This is a genomic window from Mycobacterium neglectum (genome assembly GCF_002591975.1).
Classification (GTDB): domain Bacteria; phylum Actinomycetota; class Actinomycetes; order Mycobacteriales; family Mycobacteriaceae; genus Mycobacterium; species Mycobacterium neglectum.
On the sequence record NZ_NVQE01000003.1, the window covers coordinates 182263 to 199349 of the forward strand.

The following is a 17087-nucleotide window of genomic DNA, read 5'->3' on the forward strand; positions in this document are numbered from 1 at the left end:
GGTCCCCGGCCGTCGAGGTGGCCGGAAACTAGGGCGCCGCAACCTGTTTCGGGGTAGGCCAGCTTTGCGGCACCGGACGTTCACGAACGAGCTGAGGCCACCAGAACCAGCGTCCCAACAGCGCGGCCAACGACGGAGTCAGCAACGAGCGGACTACCAAGGTGTCGAAGAGCAGGCCCAGGGCGATCGTGGTGCCAACCTGGCCGATGACGATCATGTCGCTGACCGCCATCGACGCCATCGTGAAGGCGAAGACCAAACCTGCCGACGTGACGACGGATCCCGTGCCTGCCATCGCCCGGATGATGCCTGTATGCACCCCGGCGTGGATCTCCTCCTTCATTCGGGAGACCAGCAGCAGGTTGTAATCCGCACCGACGGCGAGAAGCACGATCACAGTCATGGGCAGCACCATCCAGTGCAGCGGGATACCGATGAGGTGCTGCCATAGCAGGACCGAAAGACCAAAGGAGGTACCAAGACTCAGCACGACCGTGCCGACAATGACCGCCGCGGCGGCGATGGCGCGCGTGAGCACCACCATGATGAGGAAGATCAGGATCAGCGAGGCGACCGCGGCGATCAGCAGATCGTAGTCAGCGCCCAGTTGCATGTCTTTGTTCATGGCAGCGCTGCCGCCCACGAAGACCGTCGAACCCTCCAGCGGCGTGTTCTTGATCGCGTCCACGGCGGCGGTGCGCAGCGGCGCGATATGCGACGTGCCCTCCTCGCTCAGGGGGTCGCCCTGGTGAGTCACCGTGAACCGCACCGCATGTCCGTCCGGCGACATGAACAGCTTCATACCCCGCTGGAAGTCGGCGGTCTCGAACGCCTCCGGCGGTAGATAGAAGGTGTCGTCGTTGCGGGCGTCATCGAACGCCTCGCCCATCGCGGTGGCGTCCTCCTGCATGGCCATGTTCTGGTCCTGCTGCGCCCTCTGCGCCTGATACTGGTTCAGCATCATCTGCTTCTGGTTTTGCATCGTCTGGATCATCGCGGGCATCAGCGCGGCCATCTGCGGCGTCAGCTCGGCCATGTGCTCGAGGTCCGGCACGATATCGGCGAAGTCGATGGACATCTGACTGATGCCGTCGAGGCTGTCGAAGATCGATCGCACTGCGAAGCACAGGGGGATGTTGAAGCAGTGCGGCTCCCAGTAGAAGTAATTGCGCAACGGCCGGAACTGGTCGTCGAAGTCGGCGAGGTGGTCACGCACCTCGTTGAGGTTCAGCGACGTGTTCTTCATCTTGTCGGCCATTCGGCGGGTGACGGCAGCCAACTCCAGCGTGATGCCCTGCATCTTGGTCATCGAGTCGATGGTCACCTGCATCTCGTCGGCCTGCTTGAGAGTGTTCTCCAGAACCGTCTGCTGGTAGTCGTTGTTCAGCAGCTGGCCGGTGCCGCTCTGGCTCATCGTGTAGGCCAGCGAGGCATGCTCGATCGGCTTGCCGTCGGGCCGCGTAATGGTCGTCACCTGCGCGATGCCGTTCACCCGTGACATCGCCTTGGCGATCTTGTCGATCACCAGGAAGTCGGCCGGATTGCGCAGGTCGTGGTCGGCCTCGACCATGACCAGTTCGGGGTTCATCTTGGCCTCGGAGAAGTGCCGGTCGGCCGCGGCCTGTCCGACGTTTGCCGGGATATCGGCAGGCAGATAGATGCGGTCGTTGTAAGTGGTGTGGTAGCCGGGCAGGGCAAGCAGGCCGACGAGGCACAGCACGACGGTCATCACCAGTACGGCACCCGGCCAGCGGACGGTCGCCGCGCCGACGCGACGCCAGCCACGTGCCTTCTGCCTGCCCTTGGGTTCGAGCACGCGGCCGAATCGCGTGACGATGGAGATGACCGCGGGTCCCAGCGTCAGCGCCGCGGCCACCACGATGGTCATGCCGACCGCCAGGGGAATGCCCATGGTCTGGAAGTACGGCAGCCGGGTGAAGTGCAAGCACAGCGACGCACCGGCGATGGTCATACCCGAGGCCAGCACGACGTGGGCGGTGCCGTGGAACATGTCGTAGTACGCCGACTCCCGGTCGAGTCCCTTTCGCCGAGCCTCGTGATATCGGCCGATGAGGAAGATCGCGTAGTCGGTGGCGGCGGCGATCGCCAGCGTCACGACCATGTTGGTCGCGAAGGTGGTGAGACCGAAGACGTCGTGATACCCCAGGAAGGCGACGATGCCGCGGGCCGATAGCAGGCCGACCACGACCATGCCCAGCGTGATAACAGTCGTGAGGATGGAGCGGTAGACGAGCAGCAGCATCACGGTGATGACGCCGAACGTCAGCATTTCGATCGTCTTCATGCTGGCATCGCCGACGGCGTTCTGATCCGTCGTCGTTGCCGACGGGCCCGTCACGTAGGCCTTGACGCCGGGCGGTGCCGGGGTGTTGGCGGCGACGTCTCGGACGGCCTCCACCGACTCGTTGGCCAACGTCTCGCCCTGGTCACCGGAGATGTACACCTGCACGTACGCGGCCTTGCCGTCGATGCTTTGAGCGCCGGCGGCGGTCAGCGTGTCACCCCAGAAGTCCTGGACATGCTGTACATGGGTGGTGTCGGCGCGCAGCTCGCGGACTATCTCGTCGTAGAACGCATGCGCGTCTGCGCCCAGCGGCTCGTCGCCCTCCAGCACGATCATCACCGAGCTGCTGGTGTCGTACTCGGCAAACACCTCGCCGACGCGCTTGGTCGCGATGAGTGACGGCGCATCGTTGGGGCTCATCGACACAGACCGCAGCTTGCCGACCTCTTCGAGCTGAGGCACCGTGCCGTTCAGGATGCCGACGATGGCGATCCACACCAGCACGATCGGAATCGCGAACATACGGATGAACCGTGGTAGAGTCGGACGTTTGGCATGCCGGGTCGGCGGAATCGCGTCGGTGGGGGCATCGTCGAATGTGGTGCTCATGCCGCCTTCACCAAGCAGTACGTCGCGGCGTTCACTCCCTGTGCCGTCCTCTCGTCCTTGATCTCGTCGTCGACAAGAACGCGGCAGCCGATCGATTGGCCATCCCCCTGGACCATCAGGTTCGGCATGACGGACGGCACCGTCGTCTCGAGCCGCAGCGACCACGGCAGGCTCACTTCACCTGTGCGCTGGGGCAGGCCGTCGAGGTCGGTGTAGTTGATGACCGCCGTGGATCCGGATCCGAACACCTCGTACACGACGACCTTGGGGTTGAACTTCTCCGCGGTGTCGTTGCCCACCGGCGTCACGACGGCTCCGTCCGATCCAAAGACCGAACGGAGGTAGGCGACGGTTAACCCACCGATCGTCACTGCCACCACCATGAGGACGGGCAACCAGACGCGTTTGAGCGCCGAAATCACCACCACCGTCCGCCTTTCCACGTGGGGCGACCCATGAGCCGGAGGCAGTGGGCCGAGCTAGGTAGCCAACCTAACCGGACCAAGTGGATAGAGTCAATCCACTTATGACGGCGGTCACTACACTGCCAAGTGATGACCGAAGAGGAGTGCGCACCGCAACGAGCGCTGCGCCGCGACGCCGAGCGCAACCGGCAGCGCATCGTCGCGGCCGCACGTGAGTTGTTCGCCGTGCGTGGCCTGGAGGCGACGCTCAACGACGTGGCGCATCACGCCAACGTCGGAGTGGGAACGGTGTACCGGCGATTCGCCACAAAGGAAGAATTGCTCGAGGCGATCTTCGAAGACGGCATCGACCAGGTCGCCTGCCTGGCCGAAACTGGTCTGCAACACAAGGATTCGTGGGATGGCTTCGTGTGGTTCGTCGAGCAACTCTGTGAACTGACCGCCACCGACCGCGGCTTGTGCGAGATGGTGTACAGCAAGGCCTACGGCGGTTACCGGGTCGAGTGTGCACGCCTGCGTCTCACGCCGTCGATAACGGAGCTGGTCGAGCGTGCCCGGAAGGATGGTCACCTACGCCCCGATATCGAGCCAAGCGACATGCCGGTCATCGGCATGCTCGCAGGCACCGTCAGCGAATGGGCCGGCCACGTGGACCCCGAGCTGTGGCGCCGGTACGTGACGCTCTTTCTCGACGGTATGCGTAACCGAAAGGGGCAGGGCCGGATCGCCGTTGATGCACTCGAAGAGGATCGGATGGACGAGGCGATGCGGGGATGGCGCCCGGCAGGCTGATCGTGCGGCACCGGTTACAGTCCGCATATGCCCGTTGACCGGTTGCTTCCGTCGCAGGAGGCCCATGACCTGCTCGCGCTGACGCGCGACGTGGCCGACAAGGTGCTCGAGCCGATTGTCGATGCCCACGAGAAGGCTGAGACGTACCCCGAAGGGGTATTCGCCCAACTCGGCACGGCGGGGCTACTGAGCCTGCCGCAGCCCGAGGAATGGGGCGGCGGTGGGCAGCCCTTCGAGGTGTACCTGCAGGTGCTCGAGGAGCTCGCGGCGCGGTGGGCGGCGGTGGCTGTCGCGGTCAGCGTGCACAGCCTGTCGTCGCATCCGCTGCTGGCGTTCGGCACCGACGAACAGAAGCAGCGGTGGCTTCCGGACATGCTCTCCGGCGAGCAGATCGGCGCCTACAGCCTGTCGGAACCGCAAGCCGGTTCCGATGCCGCCGCGCTGCGGTGCGCCGCCGTGCCCAATGACGACGGCTACGTGCTCAACGGTTCCAAATCCTGGATCACCCACGGCGGAGTCGCGGACTTCTATACGTTGTTCGCCCGCACCGGCGAAGGGTCGAGGGGCATTTCGTGTTTCCTGATACCCGGCGATCTGCCAGGTCTGTCCTTCGGCAAGCCCGAGGAGAAGATGGGCCTGCACGCCATCCCGACCACGTCGGCGTTCTACGACAACGCCCGCATCGGGGCGGACCGCCGCATCGGCGTGGAGGGACAGGGACTACAGATCGCGTTCAGCGCGCTGGACTCCGGACGGCTGGGCATCGCCGCGGTGGCCACCGGGCTGGCGCAGGCCGCGCTGGACGAAGCCGTCCGGTATGCGAACGAGCGAACGACCTTCGGCCGCAAGATCATCGACCACCAGGGTCTCGGCTTCCTGTTGGCCGATATGAGCGCCGCGGTCGTCAGCGCCCGGGCGACCTACCTCGATGCCGCGCGTCGTCGCGATCTCGGCCTTCCGTATTCGGGGCAGGCCAGCATCGCGAAGCTGATCGCCACCGACGCCGCGATGAAGGTGACCACCGATGCCGTGCAGGTGTTGGGCGGCGCCGGATACACCCGCGACTATCGCGTCGAGCGATACATGCGCGAAGCCAAGATCACGCAGATCTTCGAGGGCACCAACCAGATTCAGCGCCTGGTCATCGCGCGCGGCCTCACTGGATGAATTCGGTGATGGCGTTGACGAATTCGCCAGGCGTTTCGACGTTCGGACTGTGCCCCGCCCCGGGGATGACCGTCGGAGTCAACCCCGCTTCGCGATAGCGTTCGACGTTGGCGGCGGTCGGCGTCAGTACATCGCGCTCACCCCAGACGACGAGCACCGGCTGTCCGAGTCCGGCGATCCGGTCGACGGCCGAGGGCTCGCCGTCCTGCGCGCGTGCGTCACACAGCCCCGAGTGCGTCAACTGCTCCAGCGAGCGGTGGGCGAGCGGCGGCACGCCGTAGTCGTCGGCGAACCCCGTCTGCAGTGAACTGTCGCTGATGGCGTCCACGGGGCGCAGTCGGTCGATGGCCTCCCCGACGACGGGCGCGCAGGCCAATCCGGCCAACGCGGGCATCGCAGCCAGGCTCGCCTCGGCGGGGGTATCGGAGATCACCACTCGCTCAACACGTTCGGAATCCTGCTCGGCGAGGGCCAGCGCCACGAAACCCCCCATCGAGTGCCCCACCAGGACGGCGCGGCGCACGCCGAGGGCATCCAAAGCGTTGCGCACGGACTGGGCCTGGCTTTCGATGCGGTAACTCTGAGCATCCCCGGGTGCCTCCGACCCGCCATGGCCGACGAGATCGATGGCGATCACCCGCTGGCCGGTCATGGCCGCCGCGACGCGGTCCCACCACTCAACTGATGCGGAGTACCCGTGGAGCAGAACGACCGCACGATCACCGTCGGTGCCGAACTCCTTGACGTTGAGGTCGGGGCCGTCGAGTTCGACAACCCGGCCGCCGTCGAACGCCTCCGCGCCGCGGGTGGTCCTCGATACGAGGAAGGCGTTCACCACCAGCGCGGCGATCACGACGGCGGCCGCGACCGCGACGATTCGCCACTTCATCTGCCGGACGCTACCGGTGGGGCCTCGTTGTGCACCAACGGTTTTTCTAGCGCGAGCGCGGCTACTACTACGGCAACCCGTTCGTCTTCGGCAACCCATCAGCCCGGTGGCTCAAGACCCTCACCACAGGGGTATCTCCGCGCCGTACTCGGACTCCGGCCGCGGCCCGAAATACCGCCGCGCAGACTCCTCGATCTTGAGGTCATTGATGCTGGCCTCCCTGCGGCACATCAGGCCCTCCTGGCTGAACTCCCACAACTCGTTGCCGTAGCTGCGGTACCACTGACCACTCGCGTCGCGGCATTCGTACTGGAACCGCACCGCGATGCGATTGTCGTGAAAATCCCACAGGTTCTTGCGCAACACGTAGTCGAGCTCGCGCTGCCACTTCTGGGTCAGGAACGCGACGATATCGGCGCGTCCGACCACATGCACGTCACGGTTGCGCCACTGCGAGTCCGGGGTGTATGCCAAGCTGACCCGTTCCGGGTCGCGGGTGTTCCAGGCATTCTCGGCGGCTTGCACCTTCTGGATCGCGGTCTCGAGCGTGAACGGCGGGAACGGCGGACGACTTTCGGTCATGCCTTGTTATACGTGTCACCCACTGCCACGATTCCGCTTTTACGGGTGTCATATCGTGACGTCATGGACTTCGCGATGTCGGCCAAGGGGCAGGACTACCACAAGCGGCTCTCCGACTTCATGACCGAGTACGTTTTCCCGGCGGAAAAGGACTACGACGCGTACCGGCACGAGAAGGGCCCTGACGACCACACCGTCCCGCCCGTCGTCGAAGACCTCAAGAAGCTGGCCAAGGAGCGTGGCCTGTGGAACCTGTTCCTGCCCGCCGAGTCGGGGCTGACCAACCTCGAATACGCACCGCTGGCCGAGCTCACCGGTTGGAGCATGGAACTCGCGCCCGAGGCGACCAACTGCGCGGCCCCCGACACCGGGAACATGGAAACCCTGCACCTGTTCGCCAACTCCGAGCAGAGCAAGGAGTGGCTCGAACCGCTGCTGAACGGAGAGATTCGCAGCGCGTTCGCGATGACCGAGCCCGCAGTCGCGTCCAGCGACGCCCGCAACATCCAGACCACGATGCTGCGCGACGGCGGCGACTACGTGATCAACGGCCGCAAATGGTGGATCTCCGGCGCCGCCGACCCGCGCTGCAAGCTCCTCATCGTGATGGGCCGCACCAACCCGGACGCCGCCAGCCATCAGCAGCAGTCGATGATTCTTGTTCCCGTCGATACGCCCGGTGTGTCGATCGAGCGGTCCCTGCCGGTCTTCGGATGGCAGGACCAGCACGGCCATTGTGAGGTCAGCTTCGACAACGTGCGGGTGCCCGTGACGAATCTCCTCCACGAGGAGGGCAGCGGTTTCGCGATTGCCCAGGCCCGCCTGGGCCCTGGCCGCATCCATCACTGCATGCGCGCCATCGGGGTGGCTGAGCGCGCGCTGGCGTTGATGGTCGACCGGGTGAACAACCGCATCGCGTTCGGTAAGCCGCTGGCCGAGCAGGGTGTGGTGCAGCAGCAGGTGGCATTGTCGCGCAACGAGATCGACCAGGCGCGGCTGTTGTGTCACAAGGCGGCGTGGGTTATCGACCAGAAGGGCAACAAGGAAGCGCGCAACGAGGTGGCGATGATCAAGGCGGTGGCCCCGCAGATGGCATGCAACGTCATCGACCGGGCGATCCAGGTGCACGGAGCCGCGGGCATCAGCGACGACACCGTGCTGGCCCGGCTGTACGGCTGGCACCGGGCGATGCGCCTGTTCGACGGGCCCGACGAGGTACACATGCGTAGCATCGCGCGTGCCGAACTCGGCAGGGAGAAGTCGGCTTTCGCCGCAGCGGTGACTCCTGGGTCTTCTCGGTGATGTCGAACCCCAGCGATCCTGATGCCCTGTCAGGGGCGTGGAACTTCCGTGACATCGCCGAGGAGGCCGGTATCCGGCCGGGCAGGTTCTTCCGGTCCAGCGAGTTGAGTGGGCTCGACGACTCCGGGCAGTCGGCGCTAGCCGGCTTCGGCATCACCGACGTCGCCGACCTTCGCTCCGATCGTGAGGTCGAACGTCGCGGACAGGGCCGGGTGCCCGGCGGCGTCGTGATTCACCGACTGCCGTTCCACGAACTGTCCAAACCGGGCGCCGAGGCGCCGCATGAGCAGAGCTTCGAGCGCATGATGACCGAGAAACCCGACGACGAAGACGTCGCGGTCGCGGCCGGCCGGTTCATGACCGAGGAATACGAACGTTTCCCGGCCCTCGCAGGCGCGCAACTGGCTGTCCGGCAGGTCATTTCGATGCTCACCGAGGAACGGCCGGTCATCACGCATTGCTTCGCGGGCAAGGACAGGACGGGCTTCACCGTAGCGACCGTGCTCGAGGCTGTCGGGGTCGATCGCGATGCGATCATGGCCGACTTCCTACGCAGCAATGCCGCGGTGCCTCAGCTTCGGGAAAGTATCCTCGATTCGATTCGCAACCGGTCAGAGGAGACCACCGACGAGATCGTGACCTTCGCGGAAGCCCGGCTCACCGAGGAGGTGCTCGGCGTCCGTGAGGTATACCTGGACGCATCCCGCAGAACCATCGACGACCAGTACGGGTCGCTTACCAAATACCTTGAGGCCATAGGGGTTACGCCCGCGCAGCTGGATCTGTTGCGCCGCTCGTTACTGGGTTAGGTAAACCCCGAACACCCACGCGACAGTGGCGAGCAGCGCCCCCGCCAGTTCGACCCCCATCGACAGCGCGACACCTTTCACCGCGTGCTTGGTCGACGTCCACGCCAGCCGCTGGTCTTTGCGGGTGGCCAGCTCCGCCAGATAAACGCCGAGCACGAACCCGATCAGCAGGCCGATCACCGGGATCACGAAGAAGCCGATGATGCCGAGCGCCCCGCCCGTCACCACACTCAGCGTGCGCACGTCGGCGGCACGCATCCGCTTAACGGGCCACGTGTACTTGATCAAGGTGGCAACGCCGATCAGCGCGGTCACCACGCCAAGTGTCACCCAGCCGGTGAGGTTGTTCTCGACGACGGCCCAGACTGCGATCGCGGCAAACACCAGCAGCGTGCCCGGCAACAGCGGCACCACGATACCGATGATTCCGACGGCAATGGCGAGCGCTACAAGAATGATGCCGGCGGTGCCCACCCTACGAATCTAGTGGGTCACGGCCGTCTGGCGCGTACCCACTGGAACGTGCCGGCGGTCTTGGTCCGGACGCCGACGAGGCCCAGGTCCTCGAGGATGTCGGCCAGTTCGTCCTCGGCGAAGAAGTTGGCGCCGCCATCGAGGGGTAGGGGGAGCAAACGGAACAGCGGTCCGATGTTGCCTGCGGTCGGCACCATGATCGCCACTCGCCCGCCGGGCTTGAGCACCCTCACGATCTCGGCGAGAGTCTGCGCCGGGTTCGGTATCAGCTGCAACACCGCGAGCGAGGTGGCCGCGTCGACCGTTTCGTCACGCAGGGGTAGCCGTTGTGCGTCTGCGCGCAGGAAGCCGAGGTTCTGCGCCACTTGGGCTTCGACCGCGCGGGCCAGCATCGGTTCGGAGATGTCGATGCCGAGCGCGAGCCCGTCCGGACCCGCGGCATCGGCCAGTTGGGCGGTCACGTTGCCCGGACCACTGCCGACGTCGAGGGCCACGCCGCCGGGCGGAATGTTCAGCCAGTCGACGGGTAGGCGCCACACGCTGGCCAGCCGCCGGGCCAGCGCCTGCGCGTTGTCGTAGAGCATCGACCCGATACCCGAGGCCCACAGGGCCTGGATGGCGCCGGTGTTCTTCGGCGGCTCGGTGCCCGTCGCGAGATCGTCGGTCAGCAGGTCGAGGTACCCCTTGCTGATGTCGGGATTCGCCGGCGGGTCGATCAAAAGATCCAGCGCCCTGCGCAGCGCCGCCGGGAGTTCGGTGTGAAGTTGATCGGTCACACGTCCACGCTACGCCGTGAGATCAGGCGCCGAGTCGGTCGGCCAAGTTCAGAAAATCCGTTGCTGTGAAGTCGAATTCGCCGTCGGTAAATCTGTGAGGTCGCTGATTGGGACCATATTCGAGCGGACGGGTCACATAGGCGGTCATCAGGCCCGCATCGCGGGCGGCCCGCAGATCTCCGGGGTGCGCGGCAACCAGCATGAGCTCACCCGGCGCCACATCGAGCAGCTCGGCGCAGCCGAGATAAGACTCCGGGTCAGGTTTGTAGTGATGGAACAACTCCGCGGAGATCACGCAGTCCCACGGCAGTCCGGCGCGCTTGGCCATGTTGGTCAGCAACGAGAAGTTTCCGTTCGACAGCGTCGTGATGATGAAGCGTTCCTTCAGTCGCGTGAGGCCCGCGACGGAATCCGGCCAAGGGTCGAGGCGATGCCACGCGCGGTTCAGATGGTTGACGTCGGCGTCGCTGACCGAGGTGATCCCCGCGTCGCGCAGCAGTTGGTCGAGGATCATGCGGTGCAGGTCGTCGATTTTCGTCCATGGGAGCTCGCCGCGGCGGACCCGATCCATCGCGGGCAGATACCCCTTGCGCCAGCTGTCGGCCAGCACGGGCCAATCTGCCTGCACACCATGGCTTTCGCCGAACGCTCCCAGCTCGGCAATGATGCTCGACCGCCAGTCGACGACGGTGCCGAACGTGTCGAATGCCAGCGCCTTCGGCATCACGGCTCCAGCACCACCTTGCCGAGCACACCGCCGTCAGCCAGGCTCTGCAATGCCTCCGCGCCCTTGGCCAACGGGAACCGCACCGGTGGCGGCGGCCGCAGGCCCGCCCTGACCAGTTCGGCCACACCGAATTCGAAGAGCGACTGGGCGCCGGGGGTGCGGTTGACGAACTCGCCGTAGCCCACCCCGATGACCGACACATTGCGCAGCAGTAGCCGGTTCACCTTGACAGACGGGATACCGCCGCCGGACGCGAAGCCGATGACGAGTAGCCGACCTTCGGTGGCGAGCGCACGAATCGCATCGTCGAACGCATCACCGCCGACGGGGTCGACAACCAGATCGGCACCGCGGCCACCGGTGTGGTCCTTGACCGCCTGCAGCCAGCCGTCGGTCAGCGGTAGAACGACGTCGGCCCCCAGCGACTTCACGAACTCGGCGCCATGCGGCCGGTGCACCATGGCGATCACCCTGGCGCCCAGCGCCTTTGCGACCTGGATGGCGGCAGTCCCGACGCCGCCCGCCGCGCCGAGTACCAGCACCGTCTCGCCGTGTCGCAACGCACCGCGTCGGGTCAGGGCGAAGTACATCGTCTGATAGTTGCCCAGGAGCGCGACGGCTTCGGCGTCGTCGAGATCGTCTGGCGTCGGCCGCAGGTTGGCGGGCGGCACCGCAACACGCTCCGCCCAGCCACCCAGCATGGTCAGCGCGGTTACGCGCTGGCCCGGTGTGAACTCCGACTCGTGCGGCGCCGAGACCACCACCCCCGCCGCCTCCATGCCGGGAATGAACGGCGGCTCCAGCTTCAGCTGGTACTCGCCGCGCAGCAGCAGCAGGTCGGGGAAGCTCACGCCGGCGGCACCGACATCGACGACGACTACATCGTCACTGCCAACAACATCATCGACATCGACGTAAGCCAGTCCACCTGGTCCGGAAAGCTCCTGCGCCACAAGCGCTTTCATGCGTTGTCAGCCGAGGCTGAAGTTGGCCCGCTGCGCCGCCGAGAGGTCGGTGATCTCGCCCCATTTGGCGGCAACGTCGTCGACCGACGGCACACCGTCGGAGAACGTGACCCCCTCGTTCTGGAAGAGCGCCGCTCGCTGCACCTTGCCGCCGCCGACGATGAACACCGATCCGGTGTCCGGGAGTTCCTCGGTGCACAGGTAGGCCATCACCGGTGCCACGTACTCCGGCGTCAACTTCTCGAAGACCTCCGGCGGCAGGATGTCCTGGGTCATCCGGGTGGCCGCGATGGGTGCGACGGCATTGGCCTTGATGTTGTACTTCGCGCCCTCCTGGGCGAGCGTGTTGATCAACCCGACGAGGCCGAGCTTCGCTGCGCCGTAGTTGGCCTGACCGAAGTTGCCGAACAGTCCACTGGTCGACGTCGCGACGACGACGCGGCCGAAGCTGTTCTCGCGGAAGTGCGGCCACGCCGCGCGGATCACGTTGTAACCGCCGTAGAGGTGCACCTTGAGCACGGCGTCCCAGTTCGAGAACTCCATCTTGTGGAAGGTGCCGTCGCGCAGGATGCCCGCGTTGCTCACCACGCCGTCGACCTTGCCGAACTCGTCGATCGCGGTCTTGATGATGCTCTCGGCGCCCTCTTGCTCGGCCACCGAGTCGTAGTTGGCCACCGCACGCCCGCCAGCGTCCTTGATCTCCTTGACCACATCGTCGGCCATGTTGTGGCCGGCGCCCGTCCCGTCACGGGAGCCGCCGAGATCGTTGACGACGACGCTGGCGCCCTCTTTGGCGAGCGTCAACGCGTATTCGCGTCCGAGTCCGCCTCCGGCCCCGGTGACGACGATGACGCGATCCTGCACTCCTGGCATGAGGTTCCTTCCTAGAAAAGCCGCTTGGCGAGCTTGAAAGCCTTCTCTGTATACGGGGGATAGATGAAGGCGCCGACGTCGGGTCGGGTCGACTTGGTCATCACGGTCTTCTTGTGGCTGAACTGCTCGAAGCCGAACTTGCCATGGTATGCGCCCATACCCGACGGCCCGACACCGCCGAAGGGCAGCTTGTTGGTCGAGAATTGGAACAGCAGGTGGTTGATCACCATGCCTCCCGACGACACCTCTTTGATCACCCGCTCACGAATGCTTTTGGTCTTCGTGAACAGATAGGCGGCCAGCGGTTTGGGTCGTGAGTTCACGAAACTGATTGCGTCGTCGAGGGATTGGACCGTCATGATCGGCAGGATCGGACCGAAGATCTCATCGGTCATCAATGACTCGGCGGGATCGGGGTCGACCACCACCGTCGCTTGGATGCTGATGTTCGACGGGTCGGAGCCGCCACCGATTACGACTTCACCTTTGGTCGCCGCCAGCGATGCGGTGAGCCGGTTGAAGTGGCGCTCGTTCACGATGCGCTTGCCACCGCTCGGGTTCTTGGCCTCGAAGGTCGTCACCGCATCTTTGATCTTGTCGACGAGCTCGTCGCGGATCTTCGCATCCGCCAGCACGTAATCGGGAGCGATGCAGATCTGACCGGAGTTGATCAGCTTGGTCCAGGCGATGCGCTTGGCGGCGACATCGAGGTCCGCATCGGCGGCCACGATGACCGGGCTCTTCCCGCCGAGCTCGAGGGTGACCGGCGTGAGATGCGGCGCCGCACCCTCGTACACCTTGCGGCCGATCTCGGTGCCGCCGGTGAAGCAGATGTGGTCGAAGCCCTGCGCGATGAGCTCCTGGCTGCACCCTCCGTCGCCCTCGATCACGGCGATCGCGTCATTGTCGAGGTAGCGCGGCACCAGCTCGGCCATCAGCGCCGACGAGGCGGGGCACACCTCGGAGGGCTTCATCAGCACGGTGTTGCCCGCCGCGATGGCCCCGACTGCGGGGCCGAGCGTCAACACAAAGGGGAAGTTCCACGCGCCGATGATCAGAATGGTGCCGTAGGGCTCGTGTTCAACCCAGCCGCGTCCGGGCAGCTGCGACATCTCCAGCAGCCGATACTTGCGGCGCATCCACTTCTTGACGTTCTTCGCGGCGTCCTTGGCCTCGCCCGCGGTGCTGGCGATGTCGGCCAGCCAGGCCTCGAACGGACTGCGGCCGAGGTCCTTCTCGAGGGCCTCCATGATGGCGCCCTCGTTGTCGACCATCATTTTCTCGAGGGCCAGGAGCTGCTGTTTACGCCACTCAACGGTTCGCGTGCGGCCAGTCTTGAAGGTATCCCGCAGCCTGCGAACGGTGCCGGGAATGTCTGGGGTGGATGTCGCGATTGGGGACGCGACGGATTCTGTGGTCACGGTGGGTGTCCTTCCTGACCCGAGGAACACCCGATACTAACCAACCGGTTGGGCAGTGCGAAGGGGCAACTTTCTGCCCCTCCTGTCGTCCGTTCGGGCGGTCAGACCGACTTCTCGCCGGTGACGAAGGACGAAAACCCATCGTGATCGAAGTCGCCGGGCGGCAATACCCACCGGTCGAGGCGGCGCATCTCGTCGGCAGAGGTGACCGCCGCTGCCCGCCAACCGTGCGCGTCCAGCCACTGCGCCACGTCGGCCCGGTCCGGGTCGTCGTACATGAGCTCCGCGATGTCGGGGGCGTTCTCCATCCCGAACTGCGCAGCGATGCGCTCGAACTTCGCCCGAAACTCTGCGCGCCTGTCGTCGGACCGCACACCGACGGTCTCTGCCGCGACGCGACTGCCTGCGGCACTGAGCGCGGTGATCTGCTCGAACAACCGGTCCTGGGCTTCGGCAGGCAGATACATCAGCAGGCCTTCCGCCAGCCATGCGGTGGGCGTGTCGACATCAAAACCGCCTTCCCGCAGGGCATTCGGCCAGTCCTGACGAAGGTCGATGGCCACGGCACGTCGCTCGGCCGACGGCGACGCGTCTTGTTCGGCCATCTTCGCGGCCTTATATTCGAGCACCTTGGGCTGGTCGATCTCGTAGACGACGGTCTCGGCGGGCCATGGCAGTCGGTATGCGCGCGAGTCCAGCCCCGAAGCCAGAATCACCACCTGCCGGATGCCCGCCGCCGCGGCATCGGCGAAGAACGCATCGAAGAAGTGTGTTCGCACGGCCTGATAGTTGCCCATGTGCTCGAAGACCGCGGCGACCTCGGTATCGGCGTCGGCCACCTTGGCCGCGAACTCTTCACTGCGCACCAAATCCCAAATGCCCGGGCCGACGCCGTCTACCAGCGCCTCGGCGTAGGGGTCCCGGATCAGTGGGTCGGCCTTGGCGGTTTCGCCTGCGCGGGCCGCGGCCACCATGACGGCCGTCGACCCGACGCTGGTCGCAATGTCCCAGGTGTCGTCGTGCGTGCGCAACGAGCTCATCGCCGAGCCCCCTCAGTCAGTGGGTTAGGTCACCGAGTCCTTGACCAGCGCTCTAGTCGCTGAGTTGCCAAAGTTTGTTGGCAAGCAGAAGGTGAAACTTCTCCGCGACCCCGGCGAGCTCGTCATGATTTCCGACGAAGCCGGCGTAGAAACCGATCCCCCACATCATCGCGACCAGCATCTCGACGAGTTGGCTCACATCGGTATCGGTGGTGAGCTCGCCCCGCTCGATCGCGTCGCCGACCGCCCACGCGATGAATTCGCGAGAGTTTCGCAAAGAATCGTGTTCGTCGCCTCTGAGTTCGGGATGGCGCTGAGCCTCCAACACCGAGGTCACGAGGAAAGCCGCCGCCGAACGGTCCTCGGAGTCGGCCTGGATCGCCGCACTGAAAAACGCCGATAGGCGGTTGAGCAGGTTCGTCTCGTCTTTCGCACGAGCCCGGCCCGCGCTAACTACCAGCGCATCAGTTTGTTCGACTACCTGAGCCCACAACACCCGCTTGCTTGCGAAGTAGTGGTTGATCGCCGGACGCGTCAGCCCCGCGCGGATAGCGATCGCCTGAAACGTGGCGGCGTCGTAACCGAGTTCGCTGAAGACCTCGCGGGCGGCTCCTATGATGCGCTCCCGCGTTTCAGCGGCCTTCGCTGCAGGTGGGCGACCCGGGCCCCTACTCGCGGTGTGTTGCGGCACAGTCAAATTGTGCCATACCCGCCGGTAGGCATATGTCGGTATTACCTGTCGGCGTACCTCGGACGGTCGATCCAGCAAATAATTGAGGGTCTGTCGCCGATTCCGACGTAGAGATTCGACGGGATGACCAACTAGGGTGCGGTGCCATGGCCAGCGTCGTTTCTCGGGAGGCCTACTTCGAGACCGGCCTCGATGTGCTGTCCGATCTCGGCTACGGGGGGCTCAAACTCGCTGAGGTCTGTCACCGTCTCGGTGTCACGACCGGATCCTTCTACCACTACTTCACCAACTGGCCGGCCTACACCAAGGAACTGGTCGCCCACTGGGTGCAGGAGCGCACGGTGCTGGTGATCCAGGCGGTGCGTGGTGAGACGGATCCGGGCCGTCGCATCGACACCCTCATCCAGGTCGCGCTCGGGCTGCCCCACGGGGCCGAGGCGGCGATCCGGGTGTGGAGCTCTCTGGATCCGCACGTGCACGACGTGCAGGCCATGGTGGACCGGCAGCGATTCGACATCATGTACGAATCGGCGTACGAGATCCTGGGCAACGAGCGGCAGGCGCAGGTCTTCGCAGGCTGGTCGGTGTACATCCTCGTCGGTTACGAGCAGTCCGCCTTGCCGCCCGACCCCGCGGCGTTGCAGTGGATCTCCCAACAGCTGCGCCTCGCACTCGACAACGACGGGTTCGCCTCGGTGCCCGACAGTGACTGACGCAGCGCGCGACACCGACGATTCGCCGGTCGAGGTCGAGCACGTCCAGCATGTCCTGGCGCTGCTGCGCGAGCGCCTCTACGGCGCCATCTCCTGCCTGGCGACGCTGGCGATTCTGGCCAGGTACAGCGACGGGGACACCAGCGCGTTGGCGCGGATTCTCGACATCGCGGTCGCCACCGGCGGTCTATGGGCCGCCAGCCTGCTGTCACACTTCGTCGCACAGATGGCCGTGTTCGGGAAGGCGCCGCGCGGGCGGTACTGGATCCAGCTCCTGCAGGCGTCGGGTCAGATTCTGCAGGCTGCCGTTCCTCCGGTGATCGTGTTGCTGCTGGCCGTGTTCGACGTGCTCGACACCGACACCGCGATGTGGATCGCGATGTGGACGCTGGTGGGTGAACTCGGTCTCATCACACTGCTCGCGGTGCGGCGCACGCGGTTGCCGTGGTGGCAGCAGGCGATGGCGGTCGCCGGGCTCGTCGGCCTCGGACTACTCGTCGTCGGCATCAAGATGCTTGCGCACTGAC

At 65.4% G+C, this 17087-nt stretch carries 18 protein-coding genes; 6 read left to right on the forward strand and 12 right to left on the reverse strand.

The window, feature by feature from the left end; translation table 11 throughout:
- Positions 1–28: 28 nt before the first annotated feature.
- On the reverse strand, positions 29–2914 hold the full coding sequence (locus CSQ99_RS04120) for an MMPL/RND family transporter (RefSeq protein WP_099037766.1): 2886 nt from the start codon (positions 2912–2914) through the stop codon (positions 29–31).
- A complete protein-coding gene (locus CSQ99_RS04125; RefSeq protein WP_099037868.1) occupies positions 2911–3336 on the reverse strand; it encodes an MmpS family transport accessory protein in 426 nt (141 codons plus the stop codon). Before CSQ99_RS04125 ends, CSQ99_RS04120 begins: the two co-directional genes overlap by 4 nt.
- 132 nt (positions 3337–3468) lie before the next feature.
- Here CSQ99_RS04125 and CSQ99_RS04130 point away from each other — a divergent pair, with 132 nt between their 5' ends.
- Together CSQ99_RS04130 and CSQ99_RS04135 are read left to right on the forward strand one after the other, a co-directional pair.
- The gene (locus tag CSQ99_RS04130; RefSeq protein ID WP_099037767.1) at positions 3469–4131 is read left to right on the forward strand and encodes a TetR/AcrR family transcriptional regulator; all 663 of its coding nucleotides are present in this window, start codon (positions 3469–3471) and stop codon (positions 4129–4131) included.
- A 27-nt stretch (positions 4132–4158) separates the two neighbouring features.
- The gene (locus tag CSQ99_RS04135; RefSeq protein WP_099037768.1) at positions 4159–5298 is read left to right on the forward strand and encodes an acyl-CoA dehydrogenase family protein; all 1140 of its coding nucleotides are present in this window, start codon (positions 4159–4161) and stop codon (positions 5296–5298) included.
- Here CSQ99_RS04135 and CSQ99_RS04140 read toward each other — a convergent pair.
- On the reverse strand, positions 5288–6187 hold the full coding sequence (locus CSQ99_RS04140) for an alpha/beta fold hydrolase (RefSeq protein ID WP_099037769.1): 900 nt from the start codon (positions 6185–6187) through the stop codon (positions 5288–5290). The genes CSQ99_RS04135 and CSQ99_RS04140 overlap by 11 nt on opposite strands.
- A 120-nt stretch (positions 6188–6307) precedes the next feature.
- Positions 6308–6769, reverse strand: a complete 462-nt coding sequence (locus CSQ99_RS04145; protein WP_099037770.1) for a nuclear transport factor 2 family protein — start codon at positions 6767–6769, stop codon at positions 6308–6310.
- A gap of 75 nt (positions 6770–6844) precedes the next feature.
- On the opposite strand from CSQ99_RS04145, the gene CSQ99_RS04150 reads away from it, so the two are divergent.
- Together CSQ99_RS04150 and CSQ99_RS04155 are read left to right on the forward strand one after the other, a co-directional pair.
- Positions 6845–8071, forward strand: a complete 1227-nt coding sequence (locus CSQ99_RS04150) for an acyl-CoA dehydrogenase family protein (protein ID WP_176560876.1) — start codon at positions 6845–6847, stop codon at positions 8069–8071.
- Positions 8071–8880, forward strand: a complete 810-nt coding sequence (locus CSQ99_RS04155) for a tyrosine-protein phosphatase (RefSeq protein WP_099037772.1) — start codon at positions 8071–8073, stop codon at positions 8878–8880. The genes CSQ99_RS04150 and CSQ99_RS04155 overlap by 1 nt, the downstream gene beginning before the upstream one ends.
- Here the strand turns inward: CSQ99_RS04155 and CSQ99_RS04160 are convergent.
- From CSQ99_RS04160 to CSQ99_RS04195, 8 genes are all read right to left on the reverse strand, one after another.
- A complete protein-coding gene (locus CSQ99_RS04160; RefSeq protein ID WP_099037773.1) occupies positions 8869–9354 on the reverse strand; it encodes a DUF456 domain-containing protein in 486 nt (161 codons plus the stop codon). The two genes, CSQ99_RS04155 and CSQ99_RS04160, sit on opposite strands and share 12 nt — an antisense overlap.
- Before the next feature lie 17 nt (positions 9355–9371).
- Positions 9372–10130 (reverse strand): methyltransferase domain-containing protein, encoded by a 759-nt coding sequence (locus tag CSQ99_RS04165; RefSeq protein WP_099037774.1) that lies wholly within the window; start codon positions 10128–10130, stop codon positions 9372–9374.
- Positions 10131–10152: 22 nt separating this feature from the next.
- Entirely contained in the window at positions 10153–10854 is a 702-nt protein-coding gene (locus tag CSQ99_RS04170; RefSeq protein WP_099037869.1) for a haloacid dehalogenase type II, read from the reverse strand.
- Positions 10854–11822: an NADPH:quinone oxidoreductase family protein gene (locus tag CSQ99_RS04175; RefSeq protein WP_099037775.1), complete on the reverse strand. Its 969-nt coding sequence runs from the start codon at positions 11820–11822 to the stop codon at positions 10854–10856. The genes CSQ99_RS04170 and CSQ99_RS04175 overlap by 1 nt, the downstream gene beginning before the upstream one ends.
- A gap of 6 nt (positions 11823–11828) precedes the next feature.
- A complete protein-coding gene (locus tag CSQ99_RS04180) occupies positions 11829–12695 on the reverse strand; it encodes an SDR family oxidoreductase (RefSeq protein ID WP_099037776.1) in 867 nt (288 codons plus the stop codon).
- An 11-nt stretch (positions 12696–12706) separates the two neighbouring features.
- Positions 12707–14116: an aldehyde dehydrogenase family protein gene (locus CSQ99_RS04185; RefSeq protein ID WP_099037777.1), complete on the reverse strand. Its 1410-nt coding sequence runs from the start codon at positions 14114–14116 to the stop codon at positions 12707–12709.
- Between the two features lie 101 nt (positions 14117–14217).
- Positions 14218–15156: a class I SAM-dependent methyltransferase gene (locus tag CSQ99_RS04190; RefSeq protein WP_099037778.1), complete on the reverse strand. Its 939-nt coding sequence runs from the start codon at positions 15154–15156 to the stop codon at positions 14218–14220.
- A gap of 52 nt (positions 15157–15208) precedes the next feature.
- Positions 15209–15847 carry a TetR/AcrR family transcriptional regulator gene (locus CSQ99_RS04195; protein ID WP_099037779.1) on the reverse strand — a complete coding sequence of 213 codons (639 nt, stop codon included), beginning with the start codon at positions 15845–15847 and terminating at the stop codon, positions 15209–15211.
- A 146-nt stretch (positions 15848–15993) separates the two neighbouring features.
- Between CSQ99_RS04195 and CSQ99_RS04200 the strand changes: the two genes are divergently transcribed.
- Both CSQ99_RS04200 and CSQ99_RS04205 read left to right on the forward strand, forming a co-directional pair.
- A complete protein-coding gene (locus CSQ99_RS04200; protein ID WP_099037780.1) occupies positions 15994–16560 on the forward strand; it encodes a TetR/AcrR family transcriptional regulator in 567 nt (188 codons plus the stop codon).
- Positions 16553–17086, forward strand: a complete 534-nt coding sequence (locus CSQ99_RS04205; RefSeq protein WP_099037781.1) for a hypothetical protein — start codon at positions 16553–16555, stop codon at positions 17084–17086. Before CSQ99_RS04200 ends, CSQ99_RS04205 begins: the two co-directional genes overlap by 8 nt.
- The last annotated feature ends 1 nt before the right edge of the window (position 17087 follow it).

Bases quoted from the DNA above. Each gene is read 5' to 3' on its own strand.
- CSQ99_RS04120 (WP_099037766.1), bottom strand. From the start codon at position 2,914: ATGAGCACCACATTCGACGATGCCCCCACCGACGCGATTCCGCCGACC.
- CSQ99_RS04130 (WP_099037767.1), top strand. From the start codon at position 3,469: ATGACCGAAGAGGAGTGCGCACCGCAACGAGCGCTGCGCCGCGACGCC.
- CSQ99_RS04135 (WP_099037768.1), top strand. From the start codon at position 4,159: ATGCCCGTTGACCGGTTGCTTCCGTCGCAGGAGGCCCATGACCTGCTC.
- CSQ99_RS04140 (WP_099037769.1), bottom strand. From the start codon at position 6,187: ATGAAGTGGCGAATCGTCGCGGTCGCGGCCGCCGTCGTGATCGCCGCG.
- CSQ99_RS04145 (WP_099037770.1), bottom strand. From the start codon at position 6,769: ATGACCGAAAGTCGTCCGCCGTTCCCGCCGTTCACGCTCGAGACCGCG.
- CSQ99_RS04150 (WP_176560876.1), top strand. From the start codon at position 6,845: ATGTCGGCCAAGGGGCAGGACTACCACAAGCGGCTCTCCGACTTCATG.
- CSQ99_RS04155 (WP_099037772.1), top strand. From the start codon at position 8,071: ATGTCGAACCCCAGCGATCCTGATGCCCTGTCAGGGGCGTGGAACTTC.
- CSQ99_RS04170 (WP_099037869.1), bottom strand. From the start codon at position 10,854: ATGCCGAAGGCGCTGGCATTCGACACGTTCGGCACCGTCGTCGACTGG.
- CSQ99_RS04175 (WP_099037775.1), bottom strand. From the start codon at position 11,822: ATGAAAGCGCTTGTGGCGCAGGAGCTTTCCGGACCAGGTGGACTGGCT.
- CSQ99_RS04180 (WP_099037776.1), bottom strand. From the start codon at position 12,695: ATGCCAGGAGTGCAGGATCGCGTCATCGTCGTCACCGGGGCCGGAGGC.
- CSQ99_RS04190 (WP_099037778.1), bottom strand. From the start codon at position 15,156: ATGAGCTCGTTGCGCACGCACGACGACACCTGGGACATTGCGACCAGC.
- CSQ99_RS04200 (WP_099037780.1), top strand. From the start codon at position 15,994: ATGGCCAGCGTCGTTTCTCGGGAGGCCTACTTCGAGACCGGCCTCGAT.